At 36.2% G+C, this 18,326-nt stretch carries 19 protein-coding genes; 12 read left to right on the top strand and 7 right to left on the bottom strand.

What is annotated here, in order from left to right:
• Positions 1 to 119: 119 nt before the first annotated feature.
• Positions 120 to 641: a shikimate kinase gene (locus ACY2RS_RS00685; protein ID WP_490096674.1), complete on the top strand. Its 522-nt coding sequence runs from the start codon at positions 120 to 122 to the stop codon at positions 639 to 641.
• Here the strand turns inward: ACY2RS_RS00685 and ACY2RS_RS00680 are convergent.
• Both ACY2RS_RS00680 and ACY2RS_RS00675 read right to left on the bottom strand, forming a co-directional pair.
• A complete protein-coding gene (locus ACY2RS_RS00680) occupies positions 633 to 1,136 on the bottom strand; it encodes a phosphoribosyltransferase family protein (RefSeq protein ID WP_490096673.1) in 504 nt (167 codons plus the stop codon). The two genes, ACY2RS_RS00685 and ACY2RS_RS00680, sit on opposite strands and share 9 nt — an antisense overlap.
• Positions 1,137 to 1,186: 50 nt before the next feature.
• Positions 1,187 to 1,558 carry an RNA-binding S4 domain-containing protein gene (locus ACY2RS_RS00675; protein ID WP_490096672.1) on the bottom strand — a complete coding sequence of 124 codons (372 nt, stop codon included), beginning with the start codon at positions 1,556 to 1,558 and terminating at the stop codon, positions 1,187 to 1,189.
• 80 nt (positions 1,559 to 1,638) lie between these two features.
• Here ACY2RS_RS00675 and ACY2RS_RS00670 point away from each other — a divergent pair, with 80 nt between their 5' ends.
• The gene (locus tag ACY2RS_RS00670; protein WP_490096671.1) at positions 1,639 to 2,574 is read left to right on the top strand and encodes an FKBP-type peptidyl-prolyl cis-trans isomerase; all 936 of its coding nucleotides are present in this window, start codon (positions 1,639 to 1,641) and stop codon (positions 2,572 to 2,574) included.
• Between the two features lie 89 nt (positions 2,575 to 2,663).
• Here ACY2RS_RS00670 and ACY2RS_RS00665 read toward each other — a convergent pair whose 3' ends face one another.
• Positions 2,664 to 3,617 (bottom strand): transketolase family protein, encoded by a 954-nt coding sequence (locus ACY2RS_RS00665; protein ID WP_490096670.1) that lies wholly within the window; start codon positions 3,615 to 3,617, stop codon positions 2,664 to 2,666.
• A 56-nt stretch (positions 3,618 to 3,673) separates the two neighbouring features.
• Positions 3,674 to 4,519: a transketolase gene (locus tag ACY2RS_RS00660; RefSeq protein WP_490097087.1), complete on the bottom strand. Its 846-nt coding sequence runs from the start codon at positions 4,517 to 4,519 to the stop codon at positions 3,674 to 3,676.
• Between the two features lie 308 nt (positions 4,520 to 4,827).
• Here ACY2RS_RS00660 and tgt point away from each other — a divergent pair, with 308 nt between their 5' ends.
• The 6 genes from tgt (at position 4,828) to ACY2RS_RS00630 (ending at position 12,324) form a co-directional block, all read left to right on the top strand.
• Positions 4,828 to 5,958 carry a tRNA guanosine(34) transglycosylase Tgt gene (gene tgt, locus ACY2RS_RS00655; RefSeq protein ID WP_490096669.1) on the top strand — a complete coding sequence of 377 codons (1,131 nt, stop codon included), beginning with the start codon at positions 4,828 to 4,830 and terminating at the stop codon, positions 5,956 to 5,958.
• A 201-nt stretch (positions 5,959 to 6,159) separates the two neighbouring features.
• Positions 6,160 to 7,239, top strand: a complete 1,080-nt coding sequence (locus ACY2RS_RS00650; protein WP_490096668.1) for an LptF/LptG family permease — start codon at positions 6,160 to 6,162, stop codon at positions 7,237 to 7,239.
• Positions 7,226 to 8,134, top strand: a complete 909-nt coding sequence (locus ACY2RS_RS00645) for a DMT family transporter (RefSeq protein WP_490096667.1) — start codon at positions 7,226 to 7,228, stop codon at positions 8,132 to 8,134. The genes ACY2RS_RS00650 and ACY2RS_RS00645 overlap by 14 nt, the downstream gene beginning before the upstream one ends.
• Before the next feature lie 59 nt (positions 8,135 to 8,193).
• Entirely contained in the window at positions 8,194 to 9,147 is a 954-nt protein-coding gene (locus tag ACY2RS_RS00640) for an acetyl-CoA carboxylase carboxyltransferase subunit alpha (protein ID WP_490096666.1), read from the top strand.
• A 167-nt stretch (positions 9,148 to 9,314) separates the two neighbouring features.
• A complete protein-coding gene (gene dnaB / locus ACY2RS_RS00635) occupies positions 9,315 to 10,865 on the top strand; it encodes a replicative DNA helicase (protein WP_490096665.1) in 1,551 nt (516 codons plus the stop codon).
• Positions 10,866 to 11,064: 199 nt separating this feature from the next.
• Complete coding sequence (locus ACY2RS_RS00630) at positions 11,065 to 12,324, top strand: asparagine synthetase B (protein WP_490096664.1); 1,260 nt, start codon at positions 11,065 to 11,067, stop codon at positions 12,322 to 12,324.
• Positions 12,325 to 12,343: 19 nt separating this feature from the next.
• Here the strand turns inward: ACY2RS_RS00630 and ACY2RS_RS00625 are convergent, their stop codons facing one another.
• Positions 12,344 to 12,769, bottom strand: a complete 426-nt coding sequence (locus tag ACY2RS_RS00625; protein ID WP_490096663.1) for a hypothetical protein — start codon at positions 12,767 to 12,769, stop codon at positions 12,344 to 12,346.
• 20 nt (positions 12,770 to 12,789) lie between these two features.
• Positions 12,790 to 13,884, bottom strand: a complete 1,095-nt coding sequence (meaB, locus tag ACY2RS_RS00620; protein WP_490096662.1) for a methylmalonyl Co-A mutase-associated GTPase MeaB — start codon at positions 13,882 to 13,884, stop codon at positions 12,790 to 12,792.
• A gap of 91 nt (positions 13,885 to 13,975) precedes the next feature.
• On the opposite strand from meaB, the gene ACY2RS_RS00615 reads away from it, so the two are divergent.
• Complete coding sequence (locus ACY2RS_RS00615; RefSeq protein ID WP_490096661.1) at positions 13,976 to 14,404, top strand: Ohr family peroxiredoxin; 429 nt, start codon at positions 13,976 to 13,978, stop codon at positions 14,402 to 14,404.
• Between the two features lie 76 nt (positions 14,405 to 14,480).
• Here ACY2RS_RS00615 and ACY2RS_RS00610 read toward each other — a convergent pair whose 3' ends face one another.
• Positions 14,481 to 15,593 (bottom strand): T9SS type A sorting domain-containing protein, encoded by a 1,113-nt coding sequence (locus tag ACY2RS_RS00610; protein ID WP_490096660.1) that lies wholly within the window; start codon positions 15,591 to 15,593, stop codon positions 14,481 to 14,483.
• A 177-nt stretch (positions 15,594 to 15,770) separates the two neighbouring features.
• Here ACY2RS_RS00610 and ACY2RS_RS00605 point away from each other — a divergent pair, with 177 nt between their 5' ends.
• From ACY2RS_RS00605 to ACY2RS_RS00595, 3 genes are read left to right on the top strand one after another with little or no spacing between them, the layout of a single operon-like run.
• Positions 15,771 to 16,265, top strand: coding sequence for an RNA polymerase sigma factor (locus ACY2RS_RS00605; protein ID WP_490096659.1), 495 nt, complete (start codon positions 15,771 to 15,773; stop codon positions 16,263 to 16,265).
• Complete coding sequence (locus ACY2RS_RS00600) at positions 16,249 to 16,857, top strand: hypothetical protein (protein WP_490096658.1); 609 nt, start codon at positions 16,249 to 16,251, stop codon at positions 16,855 to 16,857. The genes ACY2RS_RS00605 and ACY2RS_RS00600 overlap by 17 nt, the downstream gene beginning before the upstream one ends.
• Complete coding sequence (locus ACY2RS_RS00595; protein ID WP_490096657.1) at positions 16,829 to 18,310, top strand: hypothetical protein; 1,482 nt, start codon at positions 16,829 to 16,831, stop codon at positions 18,308 to 18,310. Before ACY2RS_RS00600 ends, ACY2RS_RS00595 begins: the two co-directional genes overlap by 29 nt.
• The last annotated feature ends 16 nt before the right edge of the window (positions 18,311 to 18,326 follow it).

Below are 18,326 nucleotides of genomic sequence, written 5' to 3'. Positions count from 1 at the left end.
GTTTTGCTAAGCGGATGCAAATATACTATCATTATATTTATATTTCAAAGCATTTTATAATAAATTTAAACTTTATTTGTAAACCCTTAAAATACAATTAAAAACAAACATAAAATTTTATGAAATTAGTGCTTTTAGGATACATGGGTTGTGGAAAAACCACTATAGGAAAGGAACTTGCTGCTACTCTTGGATATTCTTTTATTGATTTAGACAAGGCTATCGAAGAAGATGAAAAAAAATCAATTTCACAAATATTTGATGCCAAAGGAGAAATCTATTTCAGAAAAAAGGAAAGTAACATACTAGATACTTTGCTAGCAAATGATTCAGACGCTGTTATTTCGCTAGGAGGTGGTACTCCTTGCTATGGAAATGTGATGCAATTATTAAATGAAAATGAAACAATAGTTCCTATATATTTATCGGCTTCATTAAAAACCTTAACCGAGCGTTTATTTCTTGAAAAAGAAGCAAGACCTATGATTGCTCATATTTCAGAGAAAGAAAAAGTAAATGATTTTATTAGAAAACACCTTTTTGAACGAAGTTTTTATTACAGTAAGGCAAAAGCTAAAATAAAAATTGATGAAAAATCAGTGCGCCAAATAATAGAAGAAATTGTAGCACTATTATTCTAATATAGCGCGAGTGTTACCTGCCTCAAAAATTACCGCAACATTTTCATTAATTGAAGTGGATAACGAAATGCCTTTATAATCTGCTTTAATTGGATATTTTTTGTGGTTTCTATCAACAAGTACGGCGGTTTTAAATTGTTTTAATGGGACATCCAAAAAATGTTTAACTCCATAAATCAAAGTAGTGCCTGAGTGTAATACGTCATCTACAAGAATTAGTGATTTGTTTTGATATGACTCGGGTGGTAAGGATGTTTTTATGGAATTAATTGGATTTTTTTTATCTATAATAACCTGGCAAAGTGTCGCTTTTATAGGAGATATTTTTTCGACAGCTACTTTTAGTTTTTTAGCAAATGTGTATCCATTTTCTTTAATACCAGCAATGATAACTTCTTCTTCGGAAATATTAGCTTCATAAATTTGATAGGCAATACGTTTTAATTTATGAGCAATTTCTTTTTTGTCAAGTATGAGCGTTTCTGTTTGAGCCATGTAGATAGGAATTCAAAATTTATTTCAAATATACTAAAAGATGTGATGGATTATTCTTCTTCACCAGTATACTCGTCAATTGCTCTTCTGTCTTTTTTTGTAGGTCTTCCAATTCCTTTTTTTCTGTAATAGGTTTTAGAATATTTTAATAATTCTTGATGTTCAAATGCTTCTATAGGGGTAGTGTCCTTTCTGTATAGGTCTACTAATTTAGCTCCAAGCCTGCTTTTAGGAATATCAATAATTTCGAGCGAATAATTGACTTGATTTTTACGCAGTGTAACAACATCACCTGGATAGACGTCTCTTGAGGGCTTTATAGTTGCATCGTTAACACGTACGGCTCCTTTTTTGCATGCTTGTGTTGCTATGCTTCTTGTTTTATAGTAGCGTATGCACCACAAATATTTATCGACCCTCATACATTTTAACTTAAATTGTGCGTTAAAGAATACAACAAAAATAATGGAAAATTGTATCTTGCACCCCTAAAATAAACAAAGTGAAAAATTTAAAATATTTCGTCCCTATCTTCACCCTAGTGTTGTTATTTGTTAGTGCATGTAATGACGATGATGAAGGTGATGGTAATTTTATTCCAGCACGTGATCGTGCCATAGAAGTTATTGATTCTACCGAAGAAGTAGAAACATACTTAAACACTCACTTCTATAACTATGAAGAATTCCAAAACCCTCCAGCCGATTTCGACTTTAGAATTGTGTTTGATACCATAGCTGGTGAAAATGCAGATAAGATTCCGTTAATAGATCAAGTTGATTTTAAAATGGTTCAGGATAGAGTTAATGAAGCGGTGCAATATAAATTGTATTACCTAAAAGTTATTGATGGAGAAGGGGAGCAGCCAAGTTTTCCAGATATTGTAAGAATAAGTTACGAGGGGACCTATCTTGTTGATGAAGATGGTCAAGAAGGAATAAAATTGTTTGATAGCTCTGTATCACCTTTACAATTTGATTTAACACTTATCGTAAATGGATTGCAAGATGCGCTTATAGAATTTAAAGCAGCTACAGGATTTAATACCAATGAAGATGGAACCATTCAATACGAAAACTTTGGTGTTGGCGCTGTGTTTATGCAAAGTGGTTTGGGGTATTATGTAAACCCTCCACCTACTTCCTCAGTATCTATTCCTGTATATTCTCAGCTTATATTCACATTTCAACTTTTTGAAACTGAAATAGGAGATCAAGATAATGACGGTATTCCTTCTGTAATTGAAGATCTTAACGGAAATGGCTTAGAAGAAGATGATGATACAGATGGTGATAATGCAACCAACTATACAGATCCAGATGACGATGGAGACAGAAGACCTACAAGAGACGAAATTGAAATAGATGAAGAAGGAAACATAACATTTCCCGATACAGATGGAGACGGAATTGTAGATTATCTAGATGCTGATAGTTAATGGTATTTTAATTTTCTTCGGAAATATTAGTATAAAAAAACCGCTTTAAGAATTCTTAAAGCGGTTTTTTTATGGGTAAACAGGGAGCGTTATTTTCTTGCAACTACCTTTTTTGCGGCAGCAACAATAGCAGCAGCATTTAAACCATATTTTTCCATTAATTGATCTGGAGTTCCAGATTCTCCAAAGGTGTCTTTAGTAGCAACAAATTCTTGAGGTGCTGGATGATTCTCGGCCAAAATTCTAGCAACACTTTCTCCTAGTCCTCCAAGATAATTGTGCTCTTCTGCTGTAACAACACAACCTGTAGTGGCAACACTTTTTAAAATAGCATTAGCATCTAGAGGTTTAATAGTGTGTATGTTGATAACAGCAGCGCTAATACCTTGCTCTTGAAGTGTCTTGCTTGCTTCTAGTGCCTCCCAAACTAGATGTCCGGTGGCAACAATAGTAACATCTGTCCCTTCTTGTAAATGGACTGCTTCGCCTATCTTAAAGGAACCATTCTCTGGAGTAAAATTCGCAACTTTAGGTCTTCCAAATCGTAAATAAACGGGACCGTCATAAGCTGCAATAGCAATGGTAGCGGCTTTGGTTTGGTTATAGTCACAGGTATTTATAACCGTCATACCAGGCAGCATTTTCATTAAGCCAATATCTTCAAGAATTTGGTGTGTTGCACCGTCCTCTCCAAGAGTGATACCTGCATGCGATGCACAAATCTTTACATTTTTCCCGCTGTAGGCAATACTCTGTCTAATTTGATCATAGACACGACCTGTAGAAAAATTTGCAAAGGTTCCTGTAAATGGAATTTTTCCACCTATCGTCATCCCTGCTGCCATGCCCATCATATTAGCTTCTGCAATCCCTACTTGGAAGAAACGCTCTGGATGATTGGCTTTAAAGGCATCCATTTTTAATGAGCCTGTAAGATCTGCGCAAAGGGCAACCACATTTTCATTAGTTTGTCCTAGTTCGGTAAGACCTGCTCCAAAACCAGATCGCGTATCTTTTTTTCCTGTGTCTATATATGTTTTCATAGAGATGTTAATTTTTTCATATCCGAGGTGTCGAATATCTTTTTAAATTATTTGTTTTAATAGTCTCCTAATGTTTCTGGGTTTTGCGCTAATGCTGTGGCTAATTGCTCATCATTTGGAGCTTTACCATGCCATGCGTGTGTGTGCATCATAAAATCTACTCCATTGCCCATTACTGTTTGTAATAAAACACATATAGGTTTTCCGTTTCCAGCTTTCGTTTTTGCAGTTGCCATGCCTTCTAGAATAGCAGCCATGTCATTACCTTTTTCTATGGTAACAACGTCCCAACCAAAGGCTTCAAATTTATTTTTTACATTTCCAAGTGGGAGTACGTTATCTGTAGATCCATCTATCTGTTGCCCATTCAAATCAATAGAAACAATTAAGTTGTCTACTTTATTTCCTGCGGCATACATAATGGCTTCCCAGTTTTGTCCTTCTTGTAATTCACCATCACCACAAAGGGCATACACAAGATGTTTGTCTTTGTTTAGTTTCTTAGCTTCGGCAGCACCAATGGCGACAGATATTCCTTGCCCTAAAGATCCAGATGCCATACGTATTCCTGGCAAACCTTCATGAGTTGTTGGGTGCCCTTGTAATCTCGAGTTTAAAAGTCTAAACGTATTTAATTCTGCTACCGGAAAATATCCAGAACGCGCTAATACACTGTAAAAAACAGGAGAAATATGTCCATTCGATAAGAAGAAAAGGTCTTCTTCTTTACCGTCCATATCAAATCCCTCTTTGCGATCGAGTATCTCTTGGTATAAGGCAACAAAAAATTCTGCACAGCCTAATGAACCTCCTGGGTGTCCAGAATTTACTTTGTGTACTTGTCTTACAATGTCTCTACGCACCTGAGTAACAAATGCTTCTAGTTGATGAATGTCTGCCATGGTATGTTTTGGTTTCTGCTTCAAAAATACCTTTTTAAAGCCCTAAGGCAAAGCTGAGCGAAATGAGGTTATTAACGATTTTTAGGTTTTAGTTAACATTATTTGGATTTGTAATATTTCCGAAGACAGTTTAAAAAAGTTTATGAGTTGAGGTGTTTAAGAGTTTATAAGCATAGGGGTTTAAAAGTTTATGTGTTTCTCAGTTTTTATTTTTGCTATATGCTATATGCTATAAGCAAAAAAAAAGGCATTCGTAAATCCTCATTCGTAAATCAACCGTATCTTTGCCCATTCATTAAAGCGCCTCCATGGATTTTAAACTTGAAGCTACAGACCCAAATTCGCAAGCTCGTGCGGCTACCATTACCTTAGATCATGGTCCCATTGAAACGCCTATTTTTATGCCTGTTGGAACCGTAGGTACGGTAAAAGGAGTGCATCAAAAAGAGCTGCGTGACGAAATAAACCCAGATATCATTTTAGGAAATACCTATCATTTATACTTACGCCCAGGAACAGGTATTCTTGAAAAAGCAGGTGGACTTCATAAGTTCATGAACTGGGATCGAAACATCTTAACAGATAGCGGTGGGTACCAGGTTTATTCACTTTCTGCAAATAGAAAGATTAAAGAAGAAGGGGTGAAATTTAAATCACATATCGATGGAAGTTACCATGTGTTTACGCCAGAAAATGTGATGGAAGTGCAACGAAGTATTGGAGCCGATATCATCATGGCTTTCGATGAGTGTACACCATATCCATGCGATTATAACTATGCCAAACGCTCGATGCACATGACACATCGTTGGTTAGAGCGTTGTTTGACACATTTGGATAAGACACCTTTTATGTATGATTATAGTCAGACATTTTTTCCTATCGTGCAAGGAAGTACCTATAAAGATTTGCGTAAGCAATCTGCAGAGTACATTGCAGGCGTTGGTGCAGAAGGGAATGCTATTGGTGGTTTATCTGTTGGAGAACCAGCAGAGGAGATGTATGCTATGACTGAGGTGGTTACTGAAATTTTACCTAAAGACAAACCGCGTTATTTAATGGGAGTAGGGACACCTATTAACTTACTAGAAAATATTGCCCTTGGTATTGATATGTTTGACTGTGTGATGCCTACCAGAAATGGAAGAAACGGAATGTTGTTTACAGCACATGGAACCATTAATATTAAAAATAAAAAGTGGGAAGCAGATTTTAGCGCCATAGATGACATGGCAATCACGTGGGTAGACACAGAATATAGTAAAGCATACTTACGTCATTTATTTACCGTTAATGAAATGCTAGGAAGACAAATTGCAACCATTCATAATCTAGGGTTCTATTTGTGGTTGGTACGTGAAGCTAGAAAACATATCTTAGCAGGAGATTTCACTGCCTGGAAGAATATGATGGTGAAACAAATGGATAAAAGATTGTAAAAAACAGTGTATAAGTATAGGTGTTTATGAGTTTATACCTGGGAACTATTTTAAAACTTTTACTGAACACTGAACACTGAACACTGAACACTGAACACTGAACACTGAACACTGAACACTGAACACATTTCTCTTCGGAAATATTAGAATACATTTAAATAGGTAACCAACGACTAACGACAAAATACCAAGAACTAAAACATGCTAAGCATACTTGATAAGTATATTTTAAAACGATACATAGGAACATTTTTGTTGCTCTTATTGTTATTTATACCTATTGGAATTATTGTGAATCTTGCAGAGAAGATTGATAAAATTCTCGATAATGAAGTGCCCTTCTTGGAGGTGGTAGTGTATTATTTAGACTTTACTATCTATTTTGCCAACCTACTTTTTCCACTGTTTTTGTTTTTATCGGTGATTTGGTTTACCTCCAAATTGGCAAATAATACAGAGATTATTGCTTTTTTAAGTAGTGGTGTTTCTTATTATAGGTTTTTACGTCCGTACATGATTGGTGCTACCATCGTGTGTATTGGAGCATTCTTTTTAGGAATGTTTATAGCGCCCAAAGCAAGTTTAGGCTATAATGAGTTTTCGTTTAAATACCTAAAAAAAGGAAAGCAAGATCGTGAAAAGTCTAATGTCTACAGACAAATAAATGATAACGATTATATCTATGTAAGTTATTTTAATGTTTCAGATAAAAGAGGGAGCAATTTTACACTAGAGCATTTTGAGAACAAAAAAATGACCTATAAGTTGGCTGCAAATAGTATACAATTTAACGAAAAAGATAGTACTTATACCTTACGAAATTATACCAAGCGTATTATAGGTGAAAATGATGATATAATAGAACGTAAAAAGGTGTTAGATACCGTCTTTAGTTTTGATCTTGAAGATTTAACTCCTGTGAAATATATTGCAGAGACACTTAATTTACCAGAGCTAAATAATTTTATTACTAGAGAAAAGAAAAAAGGATCTTCTTTTATAAGTTCTTATGAAGTGGTACGTCATAAAAGATGGAGCTTGCCAGTTTCTGCTTATATCTTAACCATTATCGCTGTAGCGGTATCTTCGGTAAAACGACGAGGAGGAATGGGAGTTAACCTTGCTATTGGTATCGCAATAGGAATGGTGTTTATCTTCTTTGATAAGATTTTTGGAACCCTTGCTGCACAAAGTGACTTTTCACCATTTGTTGCCTCTTGGGCACCTAATATTGTATTTGCTATCTTAGCCATTTACTTGTTACGAAATGCCAAACGCTAAACTTCTCAATTACCTTCATTTACATTTTATAGTCTTTATTTGGGGCTTTACTGCGGTCTTGGGTGCTTTAATAAGTATTGATGCCATCCCATTGGTTTGGTTTAGAATGAGTATTGCTTCTCTTTTAATATTAGTGTGGGTTGGATATAAAAAAATACCATTAAAATATGCGCCTAAAACCATGGCTGTTTTCTTGCTTTGCGGAGCTATTATTGCAGTGCATTGGCTTACTTTTTTTGGTGCGATAAAGGTTGCAAATGTTTCAATAACCTTAGCAATCATGGCTACAGGTTCTTTTTTTACAGCCATTCTAGAACCTATTTACTACAAGCGTAAAGTAATTTGGTATGAATTGCTCTTTGGTCTTATCGTGGTCTTCGGACTCTACATCATTTTTCAGGTAGAAGGTGATTATACTTGGGGAATACTTTTAGCACTGACATCGGCTTTTTTGAGTGCTTTGTTTTCAGTTATCAATGGAAAATTAGCGACACAATACAATGCCAGTGCCATTTCTTTTTATGAATTGTTTTTTGGAGTTGCTTGTATTACAGTATATCTATTAGCTAGTGGTAGTTTTGATGCGTCTTTCTTTACATTATCCCAAGCAGATTGGGGCTACTTGTTTATTTTGGCTTCAGCTTGTACGGCTTACGCTTTTATAGCCTCTGTGCATGTTATGAAGTGGATAAGCCCATATACAGTAATGCTCACTATTAATATGGAGCCTGTATATGGTATTTTGTTGGCACTTTTTATTTTAGGAGATTCAGAAAATATGGGGCCGCAGTTTTATTACGGAGCAGCTATCATCTTAGCAACAGTCATTGCTAACGGAATTATAAAAAACAGAAGCAAAAAGAAATCGAAAATTGTAAAGGAGTTCAATACGTAGCTCCAAACAAAATTTTATCTTTGTACATTAGAAGCAATATAACCTATTCAAAAACCACTATGGAATACCTCGATTTTGAATTACCAATAAAAGACTTGCAAGAGCAATACGAAAAGGCTTGCCAAATTGGCGAAGAGAGTGATGTAGATGTGACTAACACATGCAAGCAAATTGAACTAAAATTAGAAGCAACCAAAAAAGATATATATAAAAACCTAACACCTTGGCAGCGCGTGCAATTATCACGTCACCCAAACAGACCCTATACTATGGACTACATCAACGCTATTTGCGGAGATAGTTTTTTAGAATTACATGGGGATAGAAGCTTTAAAGATGATAAAGCTATGGTTGGCGGACTTGGTAAAATAGGGGACCAGAGTTATATGTTTATTGGGCAGCAAAAAGGATACAATACCAAAACACGTCAATACCGTAATTTTGGTATGGCTAACCCAGAAGGATACAGAAAAGCATTACGCTTAATGAAATCTGCCGAAAAATTTGGTGTTCCTGTGGTATGCTTAATTGATACTCCTGGAGCGTATCCAGGCTTAGAAGCAGAAGAGCGCGGACAAGGAGAAGCAATTGCTAGAAATATTCTAGAAATGACACGCCTTAAAGTGCCAATTATTGTAGTTATTATCGGTGAAGGAGCTAGTGGTGGAGCCCTAGGAATTGGTGTTGGAGATCGTGTACTCATGTTAGAAAACACATGGTACTCTGTGATTTCTCCAGAGAGTTGTTCTTCCATTTTATGGCGTAGTTGGGAGTTCAAAGAACAAGCAGCAGAAGCATTAAAATTAACAGCTCCGGATATGAAAAAAATGAAGCTAGTTGATGTGGTTGTAAAAGAACCTCTAGGGGGTGCGCATGCAAACAGAGAAAAAACATTTAGTACTGTTGCAAATGCTATTTCCAAAGAATTTAATCAATTAAAAGACTTATCACCAAAAGATTTAGTCACCCAACGTATGGATAAATATTCAGACATGGGGGTCTTTAAAGGATAAACCTAGTCATAGCAATACATCAAAAAATCTGAAGTTGTTGCTTCAGATTTTTTTTATGCTTATTAACAATATTTTCAAGTTGTTAACAGTTCAAATGTTAATCACTAGTGGACAGAAGACCGTTTAAAAAATGCCTCGCCTGATAACAATTTCTTTACATTCGCCTTATGGAACAAGTACAGCCAAACTCTCCTTATAAAAAACGCCCCGGACAAGTAATTAACTTGGAGAAAGGCAAGATACCGCCACAAGCAACTGATTTAGAGGAAGTTGTGCTTGGAGCGATGATGATTGATAAAAAGGGAGTAGATGAGGTTATTGATATTTTGAATCCCGATGTATTCTACAAAGAGGCGCATCAATATATTTTTGAAGCCATTAATACCTTGTTCGTTGATAGTCAGCCTGTCGACTTATTAACCGTTTCGCAGCAGTTAAAGAAAATGCAAATGCTTGAGAAAGCAGGAGGTGAGTTTTACTTGATTCAGCTTACTCAAAAAGTATCTTCTTCGGCGCATATTGAGTTTCATGCACGTATCATTCTTCAAAAATATATACAGCGTAGTTTGATTAAAATTTCAAACGAAATTATTGAAGACTCCTACGACGAAACAACCGATGTTTTTGATCTATTAGACACCGCAGAGAGCAAACTTTACGATATTACCCAAGGAAATATTAAACGTTCTAGTGAGACGGCTCAAGATTTGGTAATACAGGCAAAGAAGAAAATTGAAGAAATTGCCAATAGAGAAGGCCTTTCTGGAATTCCTTCTGGATTTACAGAATTAGATAAACTTACTTCTGGATGGCAGCCGAGTGATTTAATTATTATTGCAGCTCGTCCTGGTATGGGTAAAACTGCCTTGACATTATCAATGGCTCGTAATATGGCTGTAGAACATAATGTTCCTGTAGCATTCTTCTCTTGTGAGATGTCTTCTGTACAATTAATTACGCGTCTTATTTCTTCTGAAACAGGTTTGTCTTCGGAAAAATTACGTACCGGAAATTTAGAGAAGCACGAATGGGAGCAATTAAACGTAAAAGTTAAAGGATTAGAAAAGGCTCCTTTGTTTATAGATGATACGCCATCGCTCTCTATTTTCGATTTACGTGCAAAAGCAAGAAGACTTGCTTCGCAACATGGTGTTAAAATGATCATGATTGATTACTTACAGTTAATGACAGCGGGTGGAGGAAAAAATGGAGGAAATCGTGAACAAGAAATTTCTACCATTTCTAGAAACTTAAAGGCTTTAGCTAAAGAATTAAATGTACCAGTAATTGCATTATCACAGTTATCTCGTGCCGTAGAAACACGTGGTGGAAGTAAAAGACCTTTGTTGAGTGACCTTCGTGAATCTGGAGCGATTGAGCAGGATGCAGATATTGTTTCTTTTATTTACCGTCCCGAATACTACAAAATAGAAGAATGGGATGATGATGAGCACACGCCAACCGCTGGACAAGGTGAATTTATTGTGGCAAAACACCGTAATGGTGGCTTAGATGAAATTCGTTTAAAGTTTGTTGGGCATTTAGGTAAGTTTGAAAATTTAGATACCTTCCCATTTAGCAATGAAATTGCATCAAGTATGAATGCGGCTGCTAACGATGACACGTTTAAAACATCTAATTTCCCGTCTGCAGAAGACGCTTTTGGAAGCTCGTTTAATAACGATCCATTACCTCCTGAAGATGATGTTCCTTTTTAATGGAAGCTCTAAAGTAGCAAAGCTCTAAAGCTCCAAAGTTTCAAAGATGTTTTGTCAGGCTGAGCCTGTCGAAGCCTTAGCGATGGAGCAAGCGGTCTAGCCTCTATTTGAGAGCGAAGCGAACGGTCTTTCCTCTAAAATTTCAAACTCTTTCAGTCTTCCTAAACTTTGGCTTACATTTTGTCGTTATATTTACACTATGACGAAGTTTCTTACCCTATTGTTTTTATTTCTTTTTAGCATACAAAGCTATGCCTCTTATATTTTAATCCCAATGGATGCCGATTCTCAGAAAGAGCATTTAAAAGCCTATGGTATTACCTATTGGACCCTAGAAAAGAAAGTAAAAGCAAAATGGTTGCTCAACTATAGAGGCGGTTCTTTTTTACTGCCAGATAGTGATGAAATTCGTAAAGAATGTCAGATAAGAGGGGTTTCATTCGAAGTAATTAGCGAGTCTAAAGCGGCTCAGATTCTTGAAGAAATTAGTAGTCCTTCTCAAAATATGGAGGCTGTTGTCTTAGAAAAAGCGCCTAAAATTGCGGTCTACTCTCCAAAAGGAAATCAGCCTTGGGATGATGCAGTAACGATGGTATTGACCTATGCTGAAATACCCTACGAAACCATTTATGATGAAGAGGTGTTAGGTGATGAGCTGTTATTGTATGATTGGTTGCACCTCCATCATGAAGATTTTACAGGGCAATATGGTAAATTTTACAGAGCTTATCGTTCGGCACCTTGGTATATAGAAGAAAAAAAGAAATCGGAGGCATTGGCAGCAAAATTAGGGTATGCTAAAGTTTCCGAAGAAAAAAGAGATGTCGCTTTAAAAATTAGAGACTATGTCGTAGGAGGTGGTTTTATGTTTGCTATGTGTAGTGCTACTGATAGCTTTGATATTGCGCTTTCTGCCGAGGGAGTTGATATATGTGAACCTATGTTTGATGGTGATGCTAGCGATGCCAATTACCAAAACAAAATTGATTTTAAAAAAACCTTTGCTTTTAAGAATTACATCTTGGAACGTAGCCCAATGGTCTATGAGTTTTCTTCTATTGATATGACTACGAAGCGTAAAGTTCGAAAAGAGACAGATTATTTCTCATTAATGGATTATTCTGCTAAGTGGGATCCAATTCCGTGTATGTTAGTGCAAAATCATACATCTTTAGTGAAAGGCTTTATGGGTCAAACAACTAGCTACAAAAGAGATCTTATTAAATCGAATGTATTGGTAATGGGAGAGCATAAAGCAAGTGGAGAAGCTCGCTATATTCATGGTATCAAAGGAAAAGGCTTCTTTACTTTTTACGGAGGTCATGATCCAGAAGATTACCAACATCGCGTTGGTGATGCTAAAACCGAATTGGCATTACATCCGCAATCGCCAGGCTATCGTTTGATTTTAAATAATGTGTTATTTCCAGCTGCGAAAAAGAAAAAGCAGAAAACCTGATATAAATTTAAGTATGGAGTTAAAGAACAAACGTGCCATTAAGCGCATTTTTTGCCCATATCATAGAGTCATTTAAGTCTGATGAAAGCTTAAATGGTTTTTTGCAAAATACTTCTTCTATTGGAGGATTAGAATTAATCACACTTTCTTTTGTAACAATACTAAGCCCTTTTAGGGTTTTTATTCTATGAAGGTAATCATAATCTGTAGGTACGACAGAGTAGCTGTTGACGCGATTTGAAATATAAACCCAAGGGCGATTTTTTAACACTGCTAATCCCTTTAAGAGTAAAGAAGCACCTACTAGGTAAGAAAGCTTTATACCACTTTTTACCTCCACTACAACTATATTTTTGTTGTAAATATAGACCATAGCAATTTTGCTTGTAATTATGTTAGTTAGCATAAAGTGGCTATCAATATGATGATGTTCTGGGGATACCATAGCTATAAAAGTATAAAAAATTATAAAACGCTACCCTTGTGAGCATTAATGAGTATGTCTGCTGCTTCAAAAGGAGACATCGTATTGCTTTCAATTTTTTTGGAGAGTGTTCTTAATAGTTTTTTTATTTCTGGGTTTTTATAAAAATCATTCTTCAAGGTGTTTTCTATGGTTTGTAGCATCCAAAACTGTTGTTGTTCATTTCTTTTGCTTCTGAAATGCCCTGTTTCTTTCATCTGTGTTATGTAAACTTCTATAAGGTTCAATGCATCCATGACTCCTTCGTTTTGAAGTGCGCTACAGGTAATTGTTTTTGGAATCCAACCATTGTCTTTTGGAGGGTAGAGATGCAAGGCTCTATTAAATGCTGTTTTGGCTAATTTGGCAGCCTTTACATTCTCACCATCTGCTTTGTTAATTAAAATAGCATCTGCCATTTCCATAATGCCTCTCTTAATTCCTTGTAATTCGTCACCCGCACCAGCTAATTTTAATAACAAGAAAAAATCTGTCATAGAATGTACTGCAGTTTCACTTTGCCCTACACCAACAGTTTCTATAATGATATGTGTGTAGCCAGCAGCTTCGCATAAAATAATAGCTTCTCTCGTTTTTCTAGCAACGCCTCCAAGTGAATCTCCACTAGCAGAAGGTCTAATAAACGCATGTTCGTTTTTCACCAAAGCTTCCATTCTGGTTTTGTCCCCTAAAATACTTCCTTTACTTAAGCTACTACTTGGGTCTACAGCTAAGACAGCAACACAATGACCTTGTTGGGTTAATAAGGTTCCAAACTGTTCGATAAAGGTGCTTTTTCCAACCCCAGGGACACCCGTGATACCAATTCGAACTGACTTATTTGCATGGGGTAAACAACCTTCAATAAGTTGTTTGGATTGCAATTGGTGTTTGGTGGCGGTACTTTCAATAATGGTGATCGCTCTACTTAATGCTGTTTTGTTTCCAGCAAGGAGCTGTGTAATTAAGTCAGGAATGGTTAGCTTTTGTTTGCGTGCTTTTTTTAGTTTTTCGGCAGCGTCTGTACTTAAGGTTTTGGGTTGTTCAATACCTTTTTTTTCGTGTAATGCGCTACTATGTTTTCCTTTCTTGTTCACAAAGTGAATTTATGACAAATTTATGACATTCTATTTTTCGAAACTCATTTTTGCGCTGTATATTGAACAGAATAACCTTAAAAAATAGATCATGAAGACATTATATGAAGCAACTACCAACGCTACAGGAGGAAGAGCAGGACATGTGCAAAGTGAAGGTGGACCTATAGATATGCCATTGTCTGTACCTAAAGGTATGGGTGGCGATGGTGGTACAGGCACTAATCCTGAACAACTTTTTGGCGCTGCCTATGCAGCCTGTTTTGGAGGCGCCTTGCAAGCAGTTGCTGGAATTCATAAATTAGACATAGATGCTACAAAAATTAGTGTAGATGCAACGATTGGTTTTTGCAAAGATGAAGATGGTTTCTTTTTAGAGGCAACTTTAGATTGTTATGTTCCTGGAGTAGACCATGAAACTGGCGAGCAATTGGTAAACGAAGCGCATGAAATGTGCCCTTTTTCAAAAGCAACGAGAGATAACATAACAGTTACACTTAATTTGTTACTGGATGAATAAATAGTGAATTCCACATAGTAAAAAACCCAAGCTTATAAAAGTTTGGGGTTTTGTTTTTCTGAAATATTAGAAACAATTATTTTTTGATCAACTGATAATGAGAATGCACTCCTTCTACAGTAGCGGTTAAAATATAAGTGCCGCTGCTAAGATGTTCTGTACTGATAGTGGCTTGCGTTGCATTAATAGTAGTTTCTAAAACTGTTGTTCCTAACATATTCTTAATGCTAATTTGGTCTATAGCGATCGTATTTTTGAGGTTTAAAATTTCCGAAGTTGGATTAGGAGAAAAAGAAAATGTTTCAAATAAAGAATTTTCAACACCAAGTATGGCTTGATCTATCGAAATATCTGTGATATTTCCAGAGTTGGTTACAAATACGAAATAATACATCTCTGGAACAGTTCCTGCTTGTGCATTGTTACCTGTAAAGCAAGGGTTTTGTTGATCATCAATTCGCGTAAGTTCATTTATAGTGGGTGATGCAATAGGAGACTCAAATAAAATAACAGCTTGAACTCCATTAGGTGAAAGGATAGATGCGTTTATTCTCCCTGTTTCTTCAAAAGAATAAAAGGTATACCAAACTCCATTAAAACCATCTAGTGTACAATTTATGGGATTTCCACCCTCTTCTGTAGCATTTGGTGTATCTACGTTTTCAGCATAATAGGATAATCCCTGACCGTTGTTGGAAATATCTATTGCATTAATCAAATTATCATTTGGTGGTGGCATAGCAGGGCCTTCGCAGGCAGCTGTTAAGGTGAAATTTCCTGTGTCGCCATTAAATCCTTCAATAGCAATATAATAGGTGGTACCCGGAGTAGTAGTTAAAATGATTTCGGAACCTAAATCACAAGTATCATCATTTTCTAATGGATTGGTAAGAGTACAGCTTGTATACACACGCATATAGGTATCATAATTAAATCCTGTGCACACAGAAAAAGTTACGTCCCTTGCTTCTGTTGCAGTCTCTGTAAATTTGTAAAAAGCATCGGGCCCACTTACGCCATTGGTATCTGTTTTATCTAAAGTGGTTCCATTTAAACTTTCGCCACAGACAATTTCTAAGGCAGTGTTGCAAGTGTCATTTCCACCAAAAGTGAAGGCATAGACAGAAGTAGTGTAAATAAAGTACGCAAGTAAAAGGTATACTATTGAAGATGATGTAGTTTTTTTCATAACCGTTGGTTTTCAGGAATTTACTCCAATATACTATTTATTTCTAAAAAAATCATTTTTTCTGAAACAGCCTTGTTAAATTGTCGTCTCTTAAACGACCACTAAAAAAAACCATCAGCATACGTGTCAAATTCATTACTTGTTGAACAGTGCAGAGCACAAAATCCTAGAGCCCAGATGGCCCTCTATAAACAATACTGTGATGGTATGTTTATCGTAGCGAGTAGGTATTTGAAAAACACAGCCGAGGCCGAAGATGCCATGCAAGTTGCCTTTATAAAAGCATTTAAAAAAATTGAACAATTTAAGGGTGATGTTACATTTGGAGCTTGGTTAAAACGTATTGTAATTAATACTTGCTTAGATGCATTAAAAAAGAAAAAAGCGCATCTAGAGGAGATAAATGACGAGACATTACGTATTGAAGATGAAGAAGATACCGATTGGGCAGTAGAAGATGGCACTACCATGGAAGAGATTCATGGAGCAATAGAGAAGTTAAGTCCAAATTATAAGTCGGTAGTAAAATTGTTTTTATTAGAAGGCTATGATCATCAAGAAATTGCGCAAGTTCTTGATATTACAGAAAGTGCTTCTAGAACCAATTTACATCGTGGTAAAATACAATTAAAACAACAATTAAAACACCTACAATATGGCACAGGATATTAGAGAACTCATGAAGGGGAAACCATCGCAAGAGCCCTCATTACCAGTAGGACATGAAGCACGTTTTGAAGCCCGTTTGCAAGCTGCTTTTGGTACAGAGGAAGATACGGCCCAAACCCAAAGGCCACTTATTTTTTGGATGAAAATTGCTGCTGTTGCTATTGCATTTATAGCAGTTAGTATGTTTGGCTATCACCAATTTTCAAAAAATAACGGGGAAGATTCACTTGTTGAAAGTACTCCTACCACGCAACCAACAAAAAACGAAAAGCAATTGCGTCTGGCAGATATCTCTCCAGATTTAAAACGTGTTGAGGATTATTACATGATAGGTATTAATGTACAATTAGCATCTCTAGAAATCACTACAGATAATAAAGATGTCATTGACGGATACATGCAACAATTAAAAGTACTTACCGAAGAGTATGAGAGCTTAAATGCTGAACTTACTGAAGTAGGTCCTACAGAAGAAACCATCACAGCACTAGTCGATAACCTTAAGATGAGATTAGAGCTATTAATGAAGTTAAAAACAAAATTAAAAGAACTAAAAAATCAAACAAATGAAAACATTAGCAGTATTGAAGCATAAGCTATCTGCAGCCCTAGCGCTCGTAGTAGTTGCTACAGGTTTTTCTCAAGAAAAATTTGTAGAGTCTTACAAGGCAGGTGATGATATGGTTGTAACGGTGAATACGTCACACACCAATGTTATTTTTGAAACCTGGAACAAAGACAAAGTAGAAGTAGAAGCTTTTATAGAAGGAGATGACCTTACTAAAGAACAAAAGCAAGAACTTTTTGATAACTGGAATTTTGAAGTACTTGGAAATTCTAAGAGTGTAGTAATTAGTTCTAATGCTAGAGGTAATTGGAATGGAAACAATCTATCTAGTCTAGAATCTTTAGGAAACCTAGATTTCTTGGGACCCTTACTTGAAAATGCACTAACACCTGTAATTACCTCTGTGAGTTCGCCAGAATTTACCGAAACTATTATGCGCAGTGTAGGTGCCGTAGATTTCGATTACGAAGAATACAAGAAAGATGAAGAAGGATACATGAAAAAGTTTGAAGCACAAATGGATGCAAACTTTGGAGAAGACTTTGAAAGAGATATGGAAGCTTGGGGTAAAAAACTAGAGCAAGAATACGAAGAGCGTTTTGGTCCAGAATGGGAAGCAAAAATGGAAGCATGGGGTGAGAAGTTTGGAGAAGACATGGAAGCATGGGGCGAGCAATTTGGAAAAGAAATGGAAGCCTGGGGAGAGCAGTTTGGAGAAAACTTTGGAGAAGACTTCGGAAAGCAAATGGAAGAAATGGGTAAAATAATAGAGCGCAGTGTGAACGGTGCTAATGGATCTTCGTATTCTAAAACGACTGTTGTTGATGAAAATGGAAATACCAAAACCATTATTACCAACAACAACGCTAAGAAAACACCAGCGGCAAAAAGAACGATTATTATTAAAATGCCAAAAGACACCAAGACAGAAATTAATGTACGTCATGGAGAAATAAAAATGGCAGATGCATTTAATGTAAAAGCAACATTAAATCACACACCGTTTACAGCAGAACGTATTGATGGGGGGCAAACCCTCATCAATGCTTCTTATGCGCCTGTGGTGGTAAAAGATTGGCAGTATGGAACTCTATATGTAAAGTTTGTAGATAAATGTGATATTGAAACTGCAGAGAGTATTCAGCTCAACGCAAATTCAAGCGATGTGCGTGTGGGTAGAATTGGTAAGGAAGCCTTTGTAACGGGTTCTTTTGGTGCCTTAATTATTGGAAAAGTGGATAGCGATTTTAAACAATTAGAGCTTGTATTGCGTAATACAGATGCGGCAGTGTCGTTACCAAATACCTCTTTTTCGTTTTTGTTTAATGGTAAAAAGTCTACCATGAAATATCCAAAATCATTGCAAATTAACACAAGCAATCAAGGACAGCGTGTCTTGGCAAAAGGATTTAATAAAAGCAATACCAAAAGCAGAAACTTCTTAGTAAATGCAGAGTATAGCAATTTAATTTTGCAATAGTACTTCGGAAATTTTA

Source organism: Patiriisocius sp. 208BN25-11 (genome assembly GCF_058147145.1).
The sequence above is the reverse complement of the archived record's forward strand: the minus strand, read 5'-3'. Positions and strand labels throughout refer to the sequence as shown.

Excerpts from the sequence above, each read along its gene's own strand:
- ACY2RS_RS00685 (WP_490096674.1), top strand. The coding sequence starts at position 120 with ATGAAATTAGTGCTTTTAGGATACATGGGTTGTGGAAAAACCACTATA.
- ACY2RS_RS00680 (WP_490096673.1), bottom strand. The coding sequence starts at position 1,136 with ATGGCTCAAACAGAAACGCTCATACTTGACAAAAAAGAAATTGCTCAT.
- ACY2RS_RS00675 (WP_490096672.1), bottom strand. The coding sequence starts at position 1,558 with ATGAGGGTCGATAAATATTTGTGGTGCATACGCTACTATAAAACAAGA.
- ACY2RS_RS00665 (WP_490096670.1), bottom strand. The coding sequence starts at position 3,617 with ATGAAAACATATATAGACACAGGAAAAAAAGATACGCGATCTGGTTTT.
- ACY2RS_RS00660 (WP_490097087.1), bottom strand. The coding sequence starts at position 4,519 with ATGGCAGACATTCATCAACTAGAAGCATTTGTTACTCAGGTGCGTAGA.
- tgt (WP_490096669.1), top strand. The coding sequence starts at position 4,828 with ATGGATTTTAAACTTGAAGCTACAGACCCAAATTCGCAAGCTCGTGCG.
- ACY2RS_RS00650 (WP_490096668.1), top strand. The coding sequence starts at position 6,160 with ATGCTAAGCATACTTGATAAGTATATTTTAAAACGATACATAGGAACA.
- ACY2RS_RS00645 (WP_490096667.1), top strand. The coding sequence starts at position 7,226 with ATGCCAAACGCTAAACTTCTCAATTACCTTCATTTACATTTTATAGTC.
- ACY2RS_RS00640 (WP_490096666.1), top strand. The coding sequence starts at position 8,194 with ATGGAATACCTCGATTTTGAATTACCAATAAAAGACTTGCAAGAGCAA.
- dnaB (WP_490096665.1), top strand. The coding sequence starts at position 9,315 with ATGGAACAAGTACAGCCAAACTCTCCTTATAAAAAACGCCCCGGACAA.
- ACY2RS_RS00630 (WP_490096664.1), top strand. The coding sequence starts at position 11,065 with ATGACGAAGTTTCTTACCCTATTGTTTTTATTTCTTTTTAGCATACAA.
- ACY2RS_RS00625 (WP_490096663.1), bottom strand. The coding sequence starts at position 12,769 with ATGGTATCCCCAGAACATCATCATATTGATAGCCACTTTATGCTAACT.
- ACY2RS_RS00615 (WP_490096661.1), top strand. The coding sequence starts at position 13,976 with ATGAAGACATTATATGAAGCAACTACCAACGCTACAGGAGGAAGAGCA.
- ACY2RS_RS00610 (WP_490096660.1), bottom strand. The coding sequence starts at position 15,593 with ATGAAAAAAACTACATCATCTTCAATAGTATACCTTTTACTTGCGTAC.
- ACY2RS_RS00605 (WP_490096659.1), top strand. The coding sequence starts at position 15,771 with ATGGCCCTCTATAAACAATACTGTGATGGTATGTTTATCGTAGCGAGT.
- ACY2RS_RS00600 (WP_490096658.1), top strand. The coding sequence starts at position 16,249 with ATGGCACAGGATATTAGAGAACTCATGAAGGGGAAACCATCGCAAGAG.
- ACY2RS_RS00595 (WP_490096657.1), top strand. The coding sequence starts at position 16,829 with ATGAAAACATTAGCAGTATTGAAGCATAAGCTATCTGCAGCCCTAGCG.